The organism is Pseudarthrobacter sp. NKDBFgelt (genome assembly GCF_046097905.1).
Lineage (GTDB): Bacteria > Actinomycetota > Actinomycetes > Actinomycetales > Micrococcaceae > Arthrobacter > Arthrobacter polychromogenes.
The window spans coordinates 1-17,744 of sequence record NZ_JBJURL010000021.1 but is presented as its reverse complement, the minus strand read 5'-3'; the positions used below and the strand labels follow the sequence as shown (position 1 = coordinate 17,744).

The following is a 17,744-nucleotide window of genomic DNA, read 5'->3' as shown; positions in this document are numbered from 1 at the left end:
CAGGGGTGGGGCAAGCCCATCGCCCGCTTAACCTGCCCCGTTCTCCGAGCCGCCCGCCCGGCGTCGCCATACAATGTACTCAACTGGGAGGGAAGGGGGCACTGTGGCGGCTGAATCGCCGAGTGACCTGCGCGCGCCACGCACCGCCGTCGTGGCAGATCCCGACGGCGGGCGGCTGGAATCGTACGCCAGGACGTTGCGGGACGCCGGCTACAGCGTCCTGTGTGCGGGGAACGCTGACGAACTCGCCGCCTCAGTGGATTCCCGCCAGCCCTCCGTGGTGGTCGTCGATGCTTCGCTCTCCGCCGTGGAGACGGCCGCGCCGGTCCTGGTGGTGGTGGACCTGGACAATCCGGCGGAACTCGCAGCCATGATGCCCTCCGGCGTCCACGACTGCATCGCCAAACCGCCGCCTCCCAGGGAGCTGGTCCACCGCGCCACCGCCCTGATCGACCAGGTGGCCCGCCGCAAGGCCGCGCGGCAGGAAACCGAAACCCTCCGGGAACAGCTCCGGGAGGTATCCGCCGCTGTTCGGGCAACAAACGATCCGGAGGAAATAGCCCGCCACGTGGTGGCCGGCTTCGGCCGGACGTTCAAGGCTGACCATGTCTGGCTGGCCACGTTCGAGGACAGCCGGGTGCCCCGCATCAATGCTTCCTGGAGCAGGCCGGGGCTGGAACCCCTCCCCGAACAGGCGCTTCCGGATGAACAGTACTCGCGGCAGACGGCGGACCGGCTGTGGGCCGGTGCCGAGACAATGTCCACCGCCGGGACGGAGGAGCCGGCGGCGGGTGATGCCCCTGCACCGGGAATCGCCAACGCGGTCTCCTCGCTGGCGGTGCCCATGGGCGAGGGAAGTTCATCGCTGGGCATCATCTGGATTGCGATGCTTGACGGACCGCGGACATGGTCCGGTACCGAACTCGGGCTCATGCAGCACGTGGCCGGCAATGCGGCGCACGGACTCATCCAGAGCCACCTGATCAGCAGCCAGCAGCAGGTGGTGAAGCAGCTGCAGCAGCTCGACAAGGCCAAAACCGATTTCCTGGCCACGGTGAACCATGAGCTGCGGACGCCGCTGACGTCCATCATGGCGTACCTGGACATGATCCAGGAGAGCACCGAGCAGCCTGTCTCCCCCGAGGTCCACCAGATGCTGGACATCGTGGTCCGCAACACGGAACGGCTCCGGATACTGATCGAGGACATGCTGAGCGTCTCCCGCAATGGCCTTGATGACAGCCTGATGCACCTCACCCCTGTGCGGCTGGGACAAACCCTGGACCTGGTCGCGGCAGCACTCAGGCCCCTGGCCACGCAGCAAAACGTCACCATCGCCGTGGACCCGGTTCCGGAGGACCCGGAGATCCTCGCCGATGAGGTGCAGCTGCAACAGGTCTTCACGAATCTGGTCTCCAACGCCATCAAGTTCACCCCGAGCGGTGGTCGGATCGAGGTGGGCAGCGAGTCGCACGCGGCCTCGGACGGCTCCCGCTGGGCCACCGTCAGCGTCGCGGACACCGGCATCGGCATTTCGAGCGACGAGATCGACCACGTCTTCACCCGTTTCTACCGCGCCTCCAACGCCATGACCGGTGCCATTCCCGGAACCGGCCTGGGGCTGGCGATCACCAAGGACATCGTGTCCCGCCACGGCGGCCGGATCGACGTGTCCTCCACCCTGGGCAGCGGCACCACGGTCACCGTCAGCCTGCCCCTTGATACCCGCAGCCAGGAAAACTGAGCACAATGCAGGAACACGATGTTTGCGGATAACGACCCGCGGCTCTCCCAGCTCCTGGAAGGCATTGTGCGGCTGGCGTCCGGCGACCTCACTTCCCGGATCGAGGTGTCCCCCGCGCGCGACGAGCTCGACGCGATCATCATGGGCACCAACCTGCTGGCCGAGGACCTGCAGATCATTTACGAGGAGCTTGAGCAGCGCGTGCAGGTGCGGACCCAGCTCCTGCATGAAGCCCACCTGGAAATGCAGAAGATGGCCATGCAGGACCCGCTCACGGGCCTGGCAAACCGCTCCGCCCTGATCGACGCACTCAAGGATGCGCTGGAGCCGGACGCCGCGACCCCTGCCGGGGAGGGCCCGGCCCTCCTGCTGATGGACCTGGACGCCTTCAAATCCATCAACGACAGCCTGGGCCACACCGCCGGCGACCATGTCCTGGTGAGCGTGGGCGAAAGGATCCGCAGCGCCGTCCGCGAGTCCGACGTCGTTGCCCGCCTGGGTGGTGACGAGTTCGCCATCGTGCTGCCTGCGGCGTCCCCGGACCAGGCAGGCATCGTGGGGCACCGCATCCTGGCGGCCCTGGGCCAGCCGGTGGAGCTCTCGGGCCGCAGCGTGCGCTGCGGCGCGAGCATCGGGCTCAGCGCCGGCGGCGCCGGCAAGACCCCCGAGGACATGCTGATGGAAGCCGACGTCGCCATGTACGCCTCGAAGGCCGAAGGCCAAAACCGGCTGCACCGCTTCGAACCCGGGCTCCTGCTGGTCCGCAGGCTCCGCAGCCAGCTGGTGGAGGACCTGCGTGCCACCCTCAAGGACGGAGGCCTCACGCTCCACTACCAGCCCGTGGTGGAGCTCGCCACGGGATGGATCGAAGGCGTGGAGGCCCTGGTCCGCTGGAACCACCCGACCCGCGGCTTCATCATGCCCGATGAGTTCATTCCCCTCGCCGAAGAGGCCGGCCTGATCTCCGAGCTGGGGCTGTGGGTGCTCCGGGCCGCGGTGCACCAGCTGCGCGACTGGATCAACGCGTCGCTGGTGGACAGCCGGTTCTCCGTCCGGATCAATATCTCGGCCACAGACCTGCAGAGCCTGCAGTTCATCGAGGACGTCAGGAACGTCCTGAAGGAAACCGGCGTCAGGCCGGAACAGGTGGTCCTGGAGCTCACGGAAGTGGCAATCGTCAGAGGGAACGAGCTGGACCGCTACTCGCTGGGCGGTTTGCGGGGCCTGGGCGTGGGAATCGAGATCGATGACTTCGGCACCGGTTACTCGTCCATCAGTTATCTGCGCCGGCTGCCCGTAGACCGGGTCAAGGTGGACCGGTCGCTCATCACCGGGCTGGGCACCGACCCCACGCAGCCGGCACTGGTGGCAGCGGTCCTGCAGCTCATCCGGGCCTGCGGGCTGGAAGCCGTGTGGGAAGGCGTGGAAACCGCAGAGCAGGCCGAGCTGCTGCGCGGACTGGGCTGCCTCAGCGCACAGGGCTATTTCTTCAGCAGGCCGGTCCCGCCTGAACAAATTCCGGAATTGTTGGCGGGCCAGGCGGAAAGCGCAGCCCGGCAAGGGTAAAGTACTGCGCTTTTGTTTCCCGCGATATACGATCATCGTGCGGTGTCTGGTTTTCGTCGCCGCGAAAATCAGGTTTCAGCATGGACACCGGAATTAAAAGGCGTTTGGAAATTGAACAACATCGGGGCCAATGGGTCATTACTTCGTCAACTGGGGGCGTAGCTAATGTCGGTTCGAATACAGGCATGGGGAATTATTGCCGCTGTACTGGCGGATACGGATCCGTCCGGAGCGGCTGTCCGGCAGCGGCTGAGCAACAGCCTGGATGAGAATCCGGGAGTGCCGGAACGGGCGCTGCTCGAGTATCTCCTGGATACGCGGCGCAGTGACGCCAATACCGTGGAAACGCTGGAGAGCGCCCGGGAAATGCGGCTTACCCCCGCAGTCCCGCCGAAAGTGGCGGAGCAAATCGACGCGATCCGCAGCATGTCGCGCATCAGCGCGCTGCTCGAAAACCAGATGCTGATGACCGCCTTCCAGCCAATCTACGGGCTGGAGGAAAAGAGCGTGGTGGGAGTCGAGGCATTGTCCCGCTTCGTCAGCGATGACGGAGCTGCCGCGGAACTGTGGTTTGCCGAGGCCGCCGCCGTCGGTTTGGGCGCGAACCTGGAATTTGCCGCCCTGGGATCTGCCGCCGCTGCGGCGAAGTCGCTTCCCGGAAACCTGTTCGTGTCCCTCAACATTTCGCCCGCCTCCTGCCTGGACCCCCGGCTGCCTGAATTGTTCGATCACATTGATCTCCCCATCAACCGCGTGGTGCTCGAAATGACGGAGACCGTCAAGGATGAGGAGTACCCGCAGTTCATTTCCGCCATCAATCCGCTGCGGGACAGGGGACTGAGGATCGCTGTGGACGACACCCACTCCGGGGCGGGAGCGCTGAGCCGGATGGTGCACCTGCGGCCGGACTTCCTGAAGATGGGCCGGAATGTGATCGGCGATGTGGACAAGGACGGCATCCAGCGCGCCCTGGCCGCCTGCCTGGTGGATTTCGCGGAACAGATCGGCACCACGCTGGTGGCTGAGGGCGTCGAGACTGTAGGCGAACTCAAGGTCCTGACCGAACTCGGAATCAGCGCCGGGCAGGGCTACCTGCTGGGCCGGCCCTCTGTCCGGCCCAAGGACTGGGCCGGCTGGAACGGCCGCCTGGACGTGGACGGGCTCAACCGCCACCTTGCCGTACGGGAGCAGGCCGGGGAGTCTCAGGTCGCCAGCGAACAGCACTGACCCGGCCGGCGGCGGGGCCGGGGCCCTCCGGACAACATCCGAAGGACCGCCCGCCCAAGGGTGCTATTCGCTGTGGCCCTGGTCGCCGCTCATCTGGTCTTCCGCAGGCGGCGTCTCGCCCGGAGGCACTCCACCGCCCGGTTCCAGCCCCGTGATGTTGCCTTCGGCGGGATCCGGATTCGACGAGCCGGCAGAGTCTTTCGCACCTTGCCCGGCGTCGCCCGGCTGGCCGGCAGCGGGCTGGCCAGCGCCTTCCCCGGCGTCGGCGGGCGGGGTCTTGCCCGGCTGGTCCGGGTTCGCCGGATCATTTTCGGGATGGTAGCTGCTCATGGTGCTTGCGTCCTTCCTGCCCGGCCGCGGTTCCTTGCCCCGGCTCTGGACTAATTGTAAGCATGCTGATAATTCTGGAAGGGTAATGCTCCGGGCATCCGCTGGGGTGCCCGGCACGCGAGGTCGGAAGGAGCAGTCACATGGGTATCGGCGACAGCATCGGCAAGGCAGCAGAAAACGCCATGGAGGATCTGGCGGGGACAACAAAACCCACAGAGGCAGCGCATGTTCCTGAGCCCACCGACCCGAACGACGACGTGGAAGTCCACTCCTCCATCAGTGAGGGCTCCAATGCCATGGAGGCGGAGAAGCAAAAAGCCCCGGGCCCCGCAACCGAGGCAGCTCCGGGCCCTGCCTCGGAATCCCCCTTTGGCGGGGACCTGGAATCGGACGAGGCGGACGACGACGGCGGGCTGGCTGGCGACGCGTCCGCACCGGCGGATGGATCGCCTGCGTCCCAACGCGGCCTCCCCGGGCCAGGCGGCCTTCCGGAGTCCAACCCGGACGAGTTGCGGGCCGACCCTTCCGAAGGCGACCAGGACCCGTCCACCAGCACGGGCCGCGGCTAGGAGCCGCCCGGGATCCGGGGAGCAGCCGCCGGCACAGTCAGCCGTGCGGCCATTCCCCGCGCTCACGCAGCACCTCGCGGAGCAGGTCCGCGCGGTCCGTGACCAGCCCGTCCACGCCCAACTCCAGGAGCCGGCGCATCTCGTCCGGGTCGTTGATGGTCCAGACATGCACCACGAGGCCCAGGGAGTGCGCGCGCCGGACAAAGCCCGGCGTCACCACGCGCACCCTGCCATAGCGCACCGGAACCTGCAGCGCGTGGACTCCGCGAAGGTTCCAGCGCATGCTCCACCTGAAGACCGGACCGGGGAGCAGGCGGCCCAGCACAGTGAATAAACCCACCGACACAACACCGGCCGACGCCGCCACGGGCTGGCTCAGCAACTTCAGCACCGCCCGCCGCCGGCGGTCCGAGAAACTGGTCAGCAGTACCCTGTGGTGCACCTGGTGCTCTTCGATTCCCGCTGCGATACTGCGGACCGAGTTCCAGTCCTTGACGTCCACGTTGAGCCGGACCCCGGGCAACTCCGCAAGCAGCTCGTCCCACCGCGGGATAGGCTCGCGCCCGCCGATCCGCGCCTTGGCCACCGCATGGGCGGGGAGCTCGGACACCCGGCCGCTGCCGTCGGTCACCCGGTCCAGCGTTTCATCGTGGAAGAGGAGCACCACGCCGTCGGCTGTGGTGTGGACGTCGGTCTCAAGGTAGCGGTAGCCGAGGTCGACGGCGGCGCGGAACGCGGCCATGGAGTTTTCCAGGCCGTCCCGGGAAAAGCCGCGATGGGCCATGGCGATGGGCATCGGGGACCCGTCCGCGGCGGCATGGTCGAAGAACGGGAGGGTCACACTGCGAGCGTACTCCAGGAGCGGCGGCCCCCGGTCAGGCAGCGTCAGCCCTCGTACGCAACGGCGTCTTCCTGGAGGACGATGTCCACGCCGTCGCTGCAGTGCAGCAGCGTCCGGCCGCGTCCGCCGTCGAAATCGATCCACACCGCGGAGTGGTCGGCAGTGACTGCATCAACCAGGCCACCGGCTTCGAATCCCGGGGCGAGGAGCACGCGGACACGGTCGCCCGGCGTGAGCTTTTTCCAGTGCGGTGCGGGCGTTGCCTGGCGCGGAGGCGCGTCGGCGGTTCCAAGCTTCACTTTTCTTGCCATTGCTACCCCTTGAGCCTGTTACCCCTTGAGCCTGTTACCCGGAGCCGGGATGGAGGGGTTGGGCCCTCCATCGCCAACGTTAGGGAGCGAAGATGAACGCAAGGTGAGCGCCAGCTGTGAAAACGGCGCTGCGTCCAGCGGGCCGGGGAGGAAGTCCGGCGCCGGGAATCAGGAAATCTGTACGCCCAGCGAGGCCAGCCGGGACTCCAAAACCTGGGCCACGCCGTCGTCGTCAAAATGTGGTGCCTGCTGTCCGGCCGCGCGGATCGCTTCCGGGTGCCCGCTGGCCATGGCGTAGCCGTGCCCGGCCCAGCGGAGCATCTCGATGTCGTTGGGCATGTCCCCGAATGCCACCACGTCCTCGGCGCCGATGCCCAGGGCGGCGGCGTATTCGGCCAGGGTGACGGCTTTGTTGACCCCGGGCAGGGCGAGCTCGAGCATCGACACCCCCGGCGAGGAATGGGTGGCGGAGGCGAGATGTTCGACGGCGGGGGCCACCTCGGCGAGGAAGTCGTCGGCAGTGCCTTCGCGGACGATGGCCAGGAACTTCACCACGGCGTCGTCCGTTACCAGCGTTTCGGCCAGCGGCGCCGGCGTGAATTCGGAGAGCAGCTCACTGGAGCCGTTTTCGATGAAGCCGGGTTCAAGGTGGAACCCCCCGAGCGTTTCGGCGGCGAACAGCGCGGCGGGACGCAGCCGTTTGATGACGCGGCGTACTTCCAGGACAGCGTCGAGGGTCAGCGTCCGGGCGGAGACCAGCTTTTCGGCCTCAAGGTCCCAGACCACGGCTCCGTTGGAGCAGATGACGGTTCCGGTGTGGCCCAGCTGGTCCTGCAGGGGGTGCAGCCAGCGCGGCGGGCGTCCGGTGACGAAAACGAGTTGGACGCCGGCATCCCGGCAGGCGTGGAAGGCCCGGACGGTGCGGTCGCTGATTTTGCCATCGTGGCCGAGGATCGTTCCGTCTATATCGCTTGCTACCAACCGCATCCTGCCAGTCTACGTTGCGGGATGCGCCGGAAAACCCTGCGGGGACCGGTTTAAGGCGCTCCCCACGGTGAGCGCGATCGAATCGAACCGTGATAGTAGGGTGCGGGGTGACACATGCGCGCAGGCTTGTAGGTGAAGGGGGAACCGTGATCTCAGCGCTCAACCAACTCGTCGATTACATCGACGGTCACCTCACTGAGGAGATCGACGTTGATGACCTGGCGGTCAGTCTCGGCATGACGGAGTACCACCTCCGCCGCATGTTCTCATCACTGGCCGGCATGCCGCTCTCCGAGTACGTCCGCCGGCGCCGCATGACGGTGGCGGCAACGGACGTTCTCGAAGGCGGCGAGCTGCTGGCAATCGCGGTGCGGTATGGCTACGGCTCTACCGAGGCTTTCAGCCGGGCATTCCGGTCAGTGCACGGCGCCGGACCCAGCGACGTGCGCCGGGACGGCGGGCCCCTTCGCACGCAACCGCAGCTCAGGTTCCGCCTGACCGTAGAAGGGAACACCCCGATGGACACTCGCATCGCAGATCGGCCGGCATTCCGGCTCATCGGCCGTTCGGCCCGTGTGCCGCTTATCCACCACGGCCCGAACCCGCACATCCAAGCGCACATCGCCTCACTGCCGGCGGCAGAGCACGCCCGGCTCAAAGCACTGGGCAACACCGAGCCCGAGGGCCTGCTCCAGGTGAGCGCCGACGTCGACCCGGACTACGCGGAAGGCAGCGAGCTAACCTACCTCCATGGCGTCGCCGTCACCCCCACGACGCCGGTGCCCGGGGAGCTCGACGTGATCGAAGTCCCCGCAGGCACCTGGGCGGTGTTCCGCGCAGAAGGGGCGTACCCCGCGGTTCTGCAGTCCACGTGGGCATCCACAGCCACCGACTGGTTCCCGTCGAACCCGTGGCGGCTGCGCCCTGGCCCCTCGATGGTGGCAGTCCTGGATCGCAGCGCCGACTTCAGCACAGCAAGCTGCGAATTGTGGCTCCCGGTAGAACGTGCCTGACGGATCAGCCCTGCTCTCCGGGTGCGCTGGAAACTCGGTACAGGCAGGCCCGGATTCACTTTGTGTCTTTTGCCGCTCCCGGGCCGGCCCGCCGGGACCCTCCGCCCAGCCGGGCGGTCACCTTCGCTGCGGCGGCGGCGCAGGCCTCCCCCAATGCCTGCAGCCTGTCCTGGGACACCCGGAACCGGGGTGCGGGGATCAGGACGGCGGCCACCACCTCGCCCCGGTGGTCGAAGACGGGTGCTGCCAGTCCCACTTCATCGATGGAGGTTTCGCCGTAGTTGACGGCCCAGCCGCGCCGGATGTCGTCTTTGAGCCGGACCAGGTAGGCGTCCAGGCTGGAGTCGTCCAGGCCCGGGTAGCTGATGGCCCCGCTGCTGAGCAGGGATCGGACCCGGGGTTCAGGTTCGCGAGCCAGGAAGACCTGCACCGAGGCGCTGAGGGCGTCGTTGTACCGTGCCCCCAGCGGGGTGGTGTGCTTAATCTGGTGGTGGCTGGCAATCTGCTCCACGCAGATGGATTCATCGCCGCTCCACACCATCAGTGCGCTTGTTTCGCCGGTCTGCTCCGAGAGTTCGCGGAGTACGGGATAGGCAACGCGGCGCTCCTCAAGCTCGGCGAGGAGCGGCCCGGCCACGGCAATCAGCCCCAGCCCGAGCCGGAACCGCCGCGTTTCGGCGTCCCGCTCCACCAGGTGCTCCTGCTCGAAGGTGGCCAGGATCCGTGAGACCGTGCTCTTGTGCAGCCCCACGCGGTTGGCGATCTCGGTGACGCCAAGCAGGGGCTCGTCCGCCGAGAAAGTCCGGAGGACCGCAATCGCGTTGACGATGACGGAAGCGCCCTTACTGTCGCCGTTGCCTGTGGTCTCGGGTTCTGTTGCACTCATGGTGTTACCCATCATTCCCTAAGGGAGGGCCGGAAGCGGCGCCATGGGGATGACGCCGCTTCCGGGTGTTCGTTGGGCCTGGGGTAGCCCGTTGGGGCGTTATGCGCTGATGATGTTGTACTCGGGTCCGAACGGGAACTTGGTGATGTTCTCCGCGCCGTCCTCGCCCACCACCAGGATGTCGTGCTCACGGTAGCCGCCGGCACCCGGCTGGCCCTCGAGGACGGTGATCATCGGTTCCATGGAGACCACCATGCCCGGTTCCAGCACCGTGTCGATGTCCTCGCGGAGCTCGAGTCCGGCTTCACGGCCGTAGTAGTGGCTCAGGACGCCGAAGGAGTGCCCGTAGCCGAAGGTGCGGTTGGCCAGGAGCCCGTAGCCCACGTAGATCTCGTTGAGCTCGGCGGCGATGTCCTTGCAGACGGCGCCGGGCTTGATGAGTTCCAGGCCGCGCTTGTGGACTTCCACGTTGATGTTCCACAGCTCCAGTGAACGGGCATCCGGTTCGCCGTAGAACAGGGTGCGCTCAAGGGCTGTGTAGTAGCCGGAGGTCATGGGGAAGCAGTTCAGGGACAGGATGTCGTGTTCCTGGATCTTGCGGGTGGTGGCCCAGTTGTGGGCGCCGTCGGTGTTGATGCCGGACTGGAACCACACCCAGGTGTCGCGGATTTCGGAGTCGGGGAAGGTCCTGGCGATTTCGTGGACCATGGCCTCGGTGCCGATCAGCGCGACCTCGTACTCGGTGATCCCGGCGGTGATGGCGTTGCGGATGGCTTCGCCGCCCAGGTCGCCGATGCGGGCGCCGTGCTTGATGACCTCGATTTCCTCGGCGGACTTGATCATGCGCTGGCGCATGGCTGCCTGGGCCACGTCCACCAGGGTGGCGGACGGGAAGGCTGCCTGGATCTTGTTGCGGTTGTCCAGCGGCAGCGAGTCGTCCTCGACGCCGAGGCGGCGCGGGTTGATGCCGCGGGTCCGCAGGACTTCCTGGATGGCGAAGATGTAGTTGTCGCGGCGCCAGTCCGTGTAGACGATGTTGTCGCCGTAGCTGCGGCGCCAAGGCATTCCGGCGTCGATATTGGCGGTGACGGTGACGGTGTCTTCCTTGGTGACCACCATGCCGTAAGAGCGGCCGAAGGTGGTGAAGAGGAAATCGGAGTAGTACTTGATGGAGTGGTAGCTGGTGAGGACCACGGCGTCCAGGTCCTTCTCCGCCATGATGCGGCGCAGGCCGGCCAGGCGGCGCTCGAACTCGGTGTCGGAGAACGTGAGGCTTACCTTCTCGCCGTTCTTGAGGATCTTGGTGCGCTCGAGTTCGGCGACAGTGGTGGCGTTTTCGGTGGTGATGGTCATCGTGACGATGCCTTTCTCTCGTGCATTTGTTGAGGTGCAGCTGGTTTGGTTTTGGGAGGGAAGCTATTCGTGCCGCAGGGGCTCTTTGCAGGTTTCCCTGGAGAGCGACACGGCAATGAGGGAGACGACGGCGGCAGCCACCAGGTACCAGGCCGGAGCCAGGTCGCTGGCGGTTGCGGCGATGAGGAGTGTCGCCATGAACGGGGCGGTGCCGCCGAACAGGGCGTTGGAAAGGTTGAAGCTGACCGCAAAGCCGCTGTAGCGCACCCGGGTGGGGAACATTTCCGCCAGGAAGCTGGGGAGCGTGCCGTCGTTGAGGGTGAGCATGGCGCCCAGCAGGATCTGGACCAGGACGATGACCAGGAAGTTGCCGGTGCCGAGCAGTGCGAAGGCGGGAACGGTCAGGACAATAAAGGCAACCGATGCGCTGATCAGCACTTTCTTGCGCCCGTACCGGTCCGAGAGCATGCCGGTGAGGAAGATGAAGCCGATGTAGGTGACCAGCGCGATGGTGGTGGCAAGGAATGATTCGGTTTCGCCCAGGCCCAGTTCCGAGGACAGGTAGGTGGGCATGTAGCTGAGGATCACGTAGAAGCCGACGGCGTTGAGCAGCACGGCGCCGACGGCCTGCAGCAGCTGCCGCCAGTGGTTGCGGAAGAGGCTGGAGACAGGGGCCTTGACGGCGTTGTCCTCGGCGGCCAGCTCGCGGAACACGGGGGTGTCCTCGAGCTTGGTCCGGATGTACCGGCCGATCAGGCCCATGGGTGCTGCCAGCAGGAAAGGCAGCCGCCAGCCCCAGCTCTGCATCGCCTCGGTGGAGAGCAGGGTGGTCAGCAGTCCGGCCATGAGTGAACCCAGGAGCAGGCCGGCGGCGGTGCTCGCGGGGACGACGGCGGCGTACAGGCCACGCCGGTTGGCGGGGGCATACTCCACCAGGAAGGCCGAGGCTCCCGCGTATTCACCGGAGGCGGAGAAGCCCTGGACCACCCTGATGATCAGGAGCAGGACGGGCGCCCAGATGCCGATCGTGTCGTAGCCCGGAATCAGGGCTATGCAGAACGTGGCTCCGGACATGATGAGGATTGACAGGGAGAGGGCTGTCCGCCGGCCCACCCTGTCGCCGATGTGGCCCCAGATGAATCCGCCGAGCGGGCGGACCAGGAACGAGATGGCAAAGAGGGCGAAGGTCAGCAGCAGCCCGGTCTGCGGATCGGATTCCGGGAAGAAGACCGTTGCGATGGTGACGGCCAGGTAGCCGTAGACGGCGTAGTCGAACCATTCAACGAAGTTGCCGATGAAGCTGGCAGCGATGACCCGGCGCCGCGTTTCCTTGCTGACGGCACTGTCGGCAGGTGCGGGACGCGGATCGCTCACGATGCTGCCCGGGGAGGAAGTTTCGTTACTCATGTATCCACCAAAGTGTTGTGGTTGCATTCAGCGCAACGCTGTTGCAACAGACTAGGGCGTGATGGCCGCCACAGTCAATGGTTCTGTGGCGGGGATTTAGTTAGTCGAGATGAAAGGATGAGCAGAACCGGGGGTCGCCGCCAGCATCTGGGCGTCACGGACAGGCATGGAGACGTAGGATCAGGAGTTGCTCGAGATGCAATAGAGTTGCGGACGGACTGCACACCGACCCCAGCCGCTTGGCGTTGGGGCACGTAGCCCGGGGCCGGTCTATTGACACCCCCTTTGGGGGCTGACATATTTCGAGTAAGCGCTATACGCACCGTGTTGTGCATTACGCAATCACAGGGGGGCTGGGCGGAGGGCCTCGAGCGGAACGGCCACCCTTTCGGGTGCCCGCCACCCACCCTTTTGGGTAGCCGCCCGGTGGCGCCGCAGCTTCTAGACTTGATAGTCGGGCGGGGATCTTTGTCCGGCCAACGAAAGGAACACAGGAATCATGGTTCATAAAGTCAAGGCAGTCATCGCCAGGGAAAAGAACGCTCCGGTGTCAGTGGAGACCATCCTGGTGCCGGATCCCGGTCCGGGCGAGGCCCTGGTGGACATTTTGACGTGCGGCGTATGCCATACGGACCTGCACTACAAGCAGGGCGCCATCAACGATGACTTCCCCTTCCTGCTGGGCCATGAAGCCACCGGTGTGGTCAGCGCCGTAGGTGACGGTGTCACCGCGGTCGCCCCGGGCGACCGCGTGATCCTGAACTGGCGAGCCGTGTGCGGTGAATGCCGCGCGTGCGCCAAGGGACAGCCGCAGTACTGTTTCAATACCGCCAACGCCACCCAGAAGATGACCCTGGAAGACGGCACGGAACTCTCCCCCGCCCTGGGCATCGGGGCTTTTGCCGAGAAAACCCTCGTCGCTGCAGGGCAGTGCACCAAGGTGGACCCCGAGGCTGATGCTGCCGCCGTCGGCCTGCTGGGCTGCGGCATCATGGCCGGCATCGGCGCCGCCATCAACACCGGCGACGTTAAGCGCGGCGAGTCCGTCGCGGTGATCGGCTGCGGCGGTGTGGGCATCGCCGCGATCGCCGGCGCCAAGCTCGCCGGCGCCACCACGATCATCGCCGTGGATATCGATGCCAACAAGGTGGACATGGCCAAATCCCTTGGCGCCACGCACGGCATCGACTCCAGCAAAGAGGACCCCATCGAGGCCATCCGCGCCCTCACCGGAGGCAACGGAGCGGACGTGGTGATTGACGCCGTCGGCCGTCCTGAAACCTACAAGCAGGCGTTCTACGCCCGCGACCTCGCCGGCCGCGTAGTGCTAGTGGGCGTCCCCACCCCGGACATGCAGCTTGAGCTGCCGCTGCTGGACGTCTTCGGCCGTGGCGGCTCGCTCAAGTCCTCCTGGTACGGCGACTGCCTGCCCTCCCGCGACTTCCCCATGCTGGTGGCGCACTACAAACAGGGCAACCTGGACCTGGACGCGTTCGTGACCGAACGGATCACCATCGACCAGGTGGAGGAGGCCTTCGACAAGATGCACGAGGGCAAGGTCCTGCGTTCGGTGGTGGAACTCTAATGGTCGCCATCGAGAACCTGGTCACTTCGGGCACATTTTCGCTCGACGGCGGCACCTGGGACGTGGACAACAACGTCTGGATCGTAGGCAATGACGAGGAGTGCGTGATTATCGACTCCCCGCACGACGCCGCCGCGATCATCAACCAGGTCCGGGGCCGGAAGGTCCTTGCCATCCTCCAGACCCACGCGCACAACGACCATATTGGCGCTGCGCGTGAGGTTGCCGACGCCGTGGACGCCCCCATCTACCTGAACCCCGAGGACCTGGTCCTCTGGCAGCAGGTCTACCCGGACGCGAGCCCGGACCGGGAACTGGCCGACGGCGACGTGTTCGAGGTGGGCGGTGCAACACTGAAGGCCATCCACACCCCCGGCCATTCCCCGGGCTCCACCTGCTTCTACCTGGAAAGCGAGGGAACGGTCTTCACCGGGGACACGCTGTTCAACGGCGGCCCGGGTGCCACCGGCCGGTCCTACAGCGACTACCCCACCATCCTGGCCTCCATCCGGGAACGCCTGCTCACCCTCCCGCCCGAGACTGTGGTCCGCACCGGCCACGGGGACAACACCACCATCGCGGCGGAAACGGAAACGCTGGCGAAGGTTTCGCAGTAGCTGGCGGCGGGTCCAAGAGAATCGCGCGGGGCGCGCCGGGAATGCCCGGCGCGCCTTCGCGGCGCCAGAGGCAACCGCGCCTTCATGGCGCCAAGGCCAACACACAGTACAAACACCACGCATGCCGCTAAGGAAGTTGGAACAATGAAGTTCGGTAAGCAGCCCGCCCCCGTTGCGGACATCGACGAGGACAACCTCGAAGTCCATAAGCCCAAGGCCGAGGCGGCCGGTGTAAAGGCCGTGATGGTGGCGCTGGAACGCGCGGTGGCGCAGGCCGGGGTGGCCCGCACCGCGCACTCGCTGCTGCGGCTGAACCAGCGGGGCGGTTTCGACTGCCCGGGCTGCGCGTGGCCGGAGTCGGACAAGAAGCGCAAGACCGCGGAGTTCTGCGAGAACGGCGCCAAGGCGGTGGCGGAGGAGAACACCCTCCGGACCGTGGGCGCCGAGTTCTGGGCGAAGCACTCGATCGCCGAGCTCTCGACGAAGACCGAGTACTGGCTGGGCAACCAGGGCCGGCTGAGTGAACCCGTAGTGATCCGGGCAGGCGAAACCCACTATTCGCCGATCTCCTGGGGTGATGCCTTCGACCTGATCGGCGAGCATGTGCGGGCCACCACGGCCGATCGCTGCGTCTTCTACACTTCCGGGCGCACCGCGAACGAGACGGCGTTCATGTACCAGCTGTTCGCGCGGGCGCTGGGCACCAACAATCTGCCGGACTGCTCCAACATGTGCCACGAATCCTCGGGCTCTGCGCTGAACCCGACCATCGGGATCGGCAAGGGCACCGTGTCCCTGGACGACATCCATGATTCCGAGCTGATCTTCGTGGTGGGGCAGAACCCCGGGACCAACCATCCGCGGATGCTGTCCGCGCTGAAGGAATGCAAGGACAAGGGCGGCAAGGTGGTGGCGGTCAACCCGCTGCCCGAGGCCGGGCTGTTCAATTTCAGGGACCCGCAGACCGTCTCCGGTGTGGTGGGCGGCGGCACCCCGCTTGCCGACGAGTACCTGCAGATCAAGGTGGGCGGTGACCTGGCACTGTTCCAGGCCCTTGGCCACCTGCTCCTGGCGGAGGAAGAGCGGAACCCGGGCACCGTCGTCGACCATTCCTTCATCGAGGCGCAGACAGACGGGTTCGCCGCTTACCGCGAGGCCCGCGGCAGCCTGGACTGGGCCGAAACCGAGAAGGCCACCGGGCTGTCCCGGGATCAGATCGAGACCGTGGCCGGGATGCTCATCAAGTCCAAAGCCACCATCTTCTGCTGGGCCCTGGGCGTCACCCAGCAGCCGCACTCAGTGGACACCATCAAGGAGATGGTCAACGTCCTGCTGCTGCAGGGCAACTTCGGCAAGCCCGGCGCCGGCGCCTGCCCGGTCCGCGGACACTCCAACGTCCAGGGCGACCGGACCATGGGCATTTGGGAAAAACCCAAGGAATGGCTGCTGGAAGCGCTGGACACCGAGTTCGGGATCACCTCTCCGCGCCACCACGGGCATGACGCCGTGGAAGCGATGGAGGCGTTCGAACGCAACGAGGTGGACGTGTTCGTGTCCATGGGCGGCAACTTCTCCCTGGCCTGCTCCGACACAGAAACCCTGGAAGCCGGCATGCAGCGGATCGGCCTGACCGTGCACATCTCCACCAAGCCCAACCGCTCCCACATCGTGCACGGGCGCACCTCGCTGATCCTGCCCACCCTGGGCCGGACGGACAAGGACGACAAACACCCCAACGGCGCACAGTTCCTCTCCGTGGAGGACTCAATGTCCGTGGTCCACTCCACCCAGGGCAGGCTCACGCCGGTCTCCGAGCACCTGCTCGCCGAACCCGTCATCGTGGCACGGATGGCCGAGGCGGCGTTCGGCCCGGACCACCCCGTGGACTGGAAGGCCATGGCCGAGGACTACGACGTGATCCGCGACCACATCGCCCGCGTGCTGCCCGGCTTCGAGGAGTTTAACGCCAGGATCCGGACCAAGAACGGGTTCGTCCTGCCCAACCCGCCGCGCGATACCCGGTCCTTCAAAACCGACATCGGCCGGGGCCGGTTCACCGTGAGCCCGCTGGAATACCTCACCCCGCCTGACGGGCACCTGGTGCTCCAGACCATCCGCAGCCACGACCAGTACAACACCACCTTCTACGGCCAGGACGACCGCTACCGGGGCATCTCCGGCGGCCGCCGCGTGATCCTGGTGCACCCCGAGGACCTGGTGGAGCTGGGCTTCAAGGACCGCGACCTGGTGGACGTGGTCAGCACCTTCCGTGGCCACGACCGGCAGGCCGACAAGTTCCGCCTGATCACCTACCCCACCGCCAAGGGCTGCGCCGCCGCGTACTTCCCCGAAGCAAACGCCCTCGTCCACAAGGAAAACGTGGCCCGGGAATCCAACACACCAGGTTTCAAGGCCATGTTCGTCCGGTTCGTGCCGCACCTCGCAGAAACCACTGACGTTGAAGCTGAGGGAGAGCTGGAGAAAGCAGCGGCAGGATAGTTTCTTCCGGTGCTTCCCTAGGCAGGACGACGACGGCGACATGCGGCAGGTGCCGGTTGTCGCCGTCGCTGTTGCGTCCTCTTTCGTTCTCCGTGCCTACACGGGGTTGTTGCCGTCGGGCTTGGCCTCGGGATCCAGGTCTTTGCCGTAGCCGCTGGCCGAGGCGAGCCCTCCCACCTGCTGACCGGCGTTAGTCTGTCCGGGCGTCAAGCCGCTGTCCGGTGCCTCTTGGGGCTGTTCCCCGGATTCGGGCGCGACATCCTGGCGCAGGTGCTCGTCTGAAGGAACGTTCTTGGAAACTTCTTCGTCAGCCATTCCTTCAGCCAAGCACCAGCGGCCACCGAGGGCAAGGGGGGGCAAGGGCGGTCCGGTGCCAGCAAGGCGGCACTGGACCAGGTGACACCCAGGGCCGCGGGAGTTGGCCCGGCCGGGTCCTGCTTTGAATATTCCGGCACTATCCCTTCGTCCAATCAGGCGGGTGGGTCGTGCAGGAACCGGGCCAGGCCCTCTTCTGCCGGGGACAATCCGATGTAGGCGAAGTCGGTAAACCCAACGGTCGATCCGCTGAGGCGCATCGGCTCCGGCATCAGTTCATCCGGCCAGTGGGGCGGTTCCCAGTCCTGGTGTTCGCTTTTGTAGTGCCGGCCGGTGGGTGAGGTCCAGCCGGGTGGTTCGTTCTTGGTGGCCGGTGTTGGTGTCCACCCGGTGGAGTGCCGAAGTTTGTGATGCTTTGGGCAGGGTTGTCCGAGGTTGCTGATCCCGGTGGTCCCGCCGTGCTGCCAGGCCAGGAGGTGGTCTGCCTCGTTATC

16 protein-coding genes and 1 pseudogene are annotated in these 17,744 nt (G+C 66.1%); 8 read left to right on the top strand and 9 right to left on the bottom strand.

Translation table 11 applies throughout. From position 1 onward, the window contains the following. Positions 1–73 precede the first annotated feature (73 nt). From ACKAE7_RS07840 to ACKAE7_RS07830, 3 genes are all read left to right on the top strand, one after another. A complete protein-coding gene (locus ACKAE7_RS07840; protein ID WP_188809879.1) occupies positions 74–1,744 on the top strand; it encodes an ATP-binding protein in 1,671 nt (556 codons plus the stop codon). An 18-nt stretch (positions 1,745–1,762) separates the two neighbouring features. Next, positions 1,763–3,310, top strand: coding sequence for a putative bifunctional diguanylate cyclase/phosphodiesterase (locus tag ACKAE7_RS07835; protein ID WP_408978866.1), 1,548 nt, complete (start codon positions 1,763–1,765; stop codon positions 3,308–3,310). Between the two features lie 165 nt (positions 3,311–3,475). Next, positions 3,476–4,537, top strand: coding sequence for an EAL domain-containing protein (locus ACKAE7_RS07830; RefSeq protein WP_408978865.1), 1,062 nt, complete (start codon positions 3,476–3,478; stop codon positions 4,535–4,537). Positions 4,538–4,600: 63 nt separating this feature from the next. Here the strand turns inward: ACKAE7_RS07830 and ACKAE7_RS07825 are convergent, their stop codons facing one another. Beyond that, entirely contained in the window at positions 4,601–4,867 is a 267-nt protein-coding gene (locus ACKAE7_RS07825) for a DUF6480 family protein (RefSeq protein WP_188809875.1), read from the bottom strand. A 140-nt stretch (positions 4,868–5,007) separates the two neighbouring features. Between ACKAE7_RS07825 and ACKAE7_RS07820 the strand changes: the two genes are divergently transcribed. After that, entirely contained in the window at positions 5,008–5,436 is a 429-nt protein-coding gene (locus ACKAE7_RS07820) for a hypothetical protein (RefSeq protein WP_408978864.1), read from the top strand. A gap of 37 nt (positions 5,437–5,473) precedes the next feature. Here the strand turns inward: ACKAE7_RS07820 and ACKAE7_RS07815 are convergent, their stop codons facing one another. The 3 genes from ACKAE7_RS07815 to ACKAE7_RS07805 form a co-directional block, all read right to left on the bottom strand. Further along, positions 5,474–6,277, bottom strand: coding sequence for a glycerophosphodiester phosphodiesterase (locus ACKAE7_RS07815; RefSeq protein WP_408978863.1), 804 nt, complete (start codon positions 6,275–6,277; stop codon positions 5,474–5,476). A gap of 44 nt (positions 6,278–6,321) precedes the next feature. Beyond that, a complete protein-coding gene (locus ACKAE7_RS07810; protein WP_188728813.1) occupies positions 6,322–6,588 on the bottom strand; it encodes a hypothetical protein in 267 nt (88 codons plus the stop codon). Positions 6,589–6,756: 168 nt separating this feature from the next. Continuing rightward, positions 6,757–7,575, bottom strand: coding sequence for an HAD family hydrolase (locus ACKAE7_RS07805; protein ID WP_191034981.1), 819 nt, complete (start codon positions 7,573–7,575; stop codon positions 6,757–6,759). A gap of 146 nt (positions 7,576–7,721) precedes the next feature. Between ACKAE7_RS07805 and ACKAE7_RS07800 the strand changes: the two genes are divergently transcribed. Next, positions 7,722–8,588: a GyrI-like domain-containing protein gene (locus ACKAE7_RS07800; RefSeq protein WP_408978862.1), complete on the top strand. Its 867-nt coding sequence runs from the start codon at positions 7,722–7,724 to the stop codon at positions 8,586–8,588. A 55-nt stretch (positions 8,589–8,643) separates the two neighbouring features. On the opposite strand, the gene ACKAE7_RS07795 is transcribed toward ACKAE7_RS07800, so the two are convergent. The 3 genes from ACKAE7_RS07795 to ACKAE7_RS07785 all read right to left on the bottom strand — a co-directional run bounded on the left by ACKAE7_RS07795 (position 8,644) and on the right by ACKAE7_RS07785 (position 12,234). Then, entirely contained in the window at positions 8,644–9,474 is an 831-nt protein-coding gene (locus ACKAE7_RS07795) for an IclR family transcriptional regulator (protein WP_190612799.1), read from the bottom strand. Positions 9,475–9,573: 99 nt separating this feature from the next. Further along, the gene (locus tag ACKAE7_RS07790) at positions 9,574–10,827 is read right to left on the bottom strand and encodes an aminopeptidase P family protein (RefSeq protein ID WP_188809863.1); all 1,254 of its coding nucleotides are present in this window, start codon (positions 10,825–10,827) and stop codon (positions 9,574–9,576) included. Between the two features lie 63 nt (positions 10,828–10,890). Continuing rightward, positions 10,891–12,234 carry an MFS transporter gene (locus tag ACKAE7_RS07785; RefSeq protein WP_188809861.1) on the bottom strand — a complete coding sequence of 448 codons (1,344 nt, stop codon included), beginning with the start codon at positions 12,232–12,234 and terminating at the stop codon, positions 10,891–10,893. 499 nt (positions 12,235–12,733) lie between these two features. On the opposite strand from ACKAE7_RS07785, the gene ACKAE7_RS07780 reads away from it, so the two are divergent. The 3 genes from ACKAE7_RS07780 (at position 12,734) to ACKAE7_RS07770 (ending at position 16,935) form a co-directional block, all read left to right on the top strand. Continuing rightward, a complete protein-coding gene (locus ACKAE7_RS07780) occupies positions 12,734–13,819 on the top strand; it encodes an S-(hydroxymethyl)mycothiol dehydrogenase (RefSeq protein ID WP_408978861.1) in 1,086 nt (361 codons plus the stop codon). Next, a complete protein-coding gene (locus tag ACKAE7_RS07775) occupies positions 13,819–14,436 on the top strand; it encodes an MBL fold metallo-hydrolase (RefSeq protein ID WP_191034985.1) in 618 nt (205 codons plus the stop codon). Before ACKAE7_RS07780 ends, ACKAE7_RS07775 begins: the two co-directional genes overlap by 1 nt. A gap of 144 nt (positions 14,437–14,580) precedes the next feature. Next, positions 14,581–16,935 carry an FdhF/YdeP family oxidoreductase gene (locus ACKAE7_RS07770; protein ID WP_408978860.1) on the top strand — a complete coding sequence of 785 codons (2,355 nt, stop codon included), beginning with the start codon at positions 14,581–14,583 and terminating at the stop codon, positions 16,933–16,935. Positions 16,936–17,031: 96 nt separating this feature from the next. Here the strand turns inward: ACKAE7_RS07770 and ACKAE7_RS07765 are convergent, their stop codons facing one another. Both ACKAE7_RS07765 and ACKAE7_RS07760 read right to left on the bottom strand, forming a co-directional pair. Then, positions 17,032–17,250 carry a hypothetical protein gene (locus ACKAE7_RS07765; RefSeq protein ID WP_191034987.1) on the bottom strand — a complete coding sequence of 73 codons (219 nt, stop codon included), beginning with the start codon at positions 17,248–17,250 and terminating at the stop codon, positions 17,032–17,034. A 155-nt stretch (positions 17,251–17,405) separates the two neighbouring features. Beyond that, positions 17,406–17,744: pseudogene (locus ACKAE7_RS07760) on the bottom strand (endonuclease); the annotation flags it as partial.

Coding starts and splice junctions, on each gene's coding strand:
- ACKAE7_RS07840 (WP_188809879.1), top strand. CDS start 74: ATGTACTCAACTGGGAGGGAAGGGGGCACTGTGGCGGCTGAATCGCCG.
- ACKAE7_RS07835 (WP_408978866.1), top strand. CDS start 1,763: ATGTTTGCGGATAACGACCCGCGGCTCTCCCAGCTCCTGGAAGGCATT.
- ACKAE7_RS07830 (WP_408978865.1), top strand. CDS start 3,476: ATGTCGGTTCGAATACAGGCATGGGGAATTATTGCCGCTGTACTGGCG.
- ACKAE7_RS07825 (WP_188809875.1), bottom strand. CDS start 4,867: ATGAGCAGCTACCATCCCGAAAATGATCCGGCGAACCCGGACCAGCCG.
- ACKAE7_RS07820 (WP_408978864.1), top strand. CDS start 5,008: ATGGGTATCGGCGACAGCATCGGCAAGGCAGCAGAAAACGCCATGGAG.
- ACKAE7_RS07810 (WP_188728813.1), bottom strand. CDS start 6,588: ATGGCAAGAAAAGTGAAGCTTGGAACCGCCGACGCGCCTCCGCGCCAG.
- ACKAE7_RS07805 (WP_191034981.1), bottom strand. CDS start 7,575: ATGCGGTTGGTAGCAAGCGATATAGACGGAACGATCCTCGGCCACGAT.
- ACKAE7_RS07795 (WP_190612799.1), bottom strand. CDS start 9,474: ATGAGTGCAACAGAACCCGAGACCACAGGCAACGGCGACAGTAAGGGC.
- ACKAE7_RS07790 (WP_188809863.1), bottom strand. CDS start 10,827: ATGACCATCACCACCGAAAACGCCACCACTGTCGCCGAACTCGAGCGC.
- ACKAE7_RS07785 (WP_188809861.1), bottom strand. CDS start 12,234: ATGAGTAACGAAACTTCCTCCCCGGGCAGCATCGTGAGCGATCCGCGT.
- ACKAE7_RS07780 (WP_408978861.1), top strand. CDS start 12,734: ATGGTTCATAAAGTCAAGGCAGTCATCGCCAGGGAAAAGAACGCTCCG.
- ACKAE7_RS07775 (WP_191034985.1), top strand. CDS start 13,819: ATGGTCGCCATCGAGAACCTGGTCACTTCGGGCACATTTTCGCTCGAC.
- ACKAE7_RS07770 (WP_408978860.1), top strand. CDS start 14,581: ATGAAGTTCGGTAAGCAGCCCGCCCCCGTTGCGGACATCGACGAGGAC.
- ACKAE7_RS07765 (WP_191034987.1), bottom strand. CDS start 17,250: ATGGCTGACGAAGAAGTTTCCAAGAACGTTCCTTCAGACGAGCACCTG.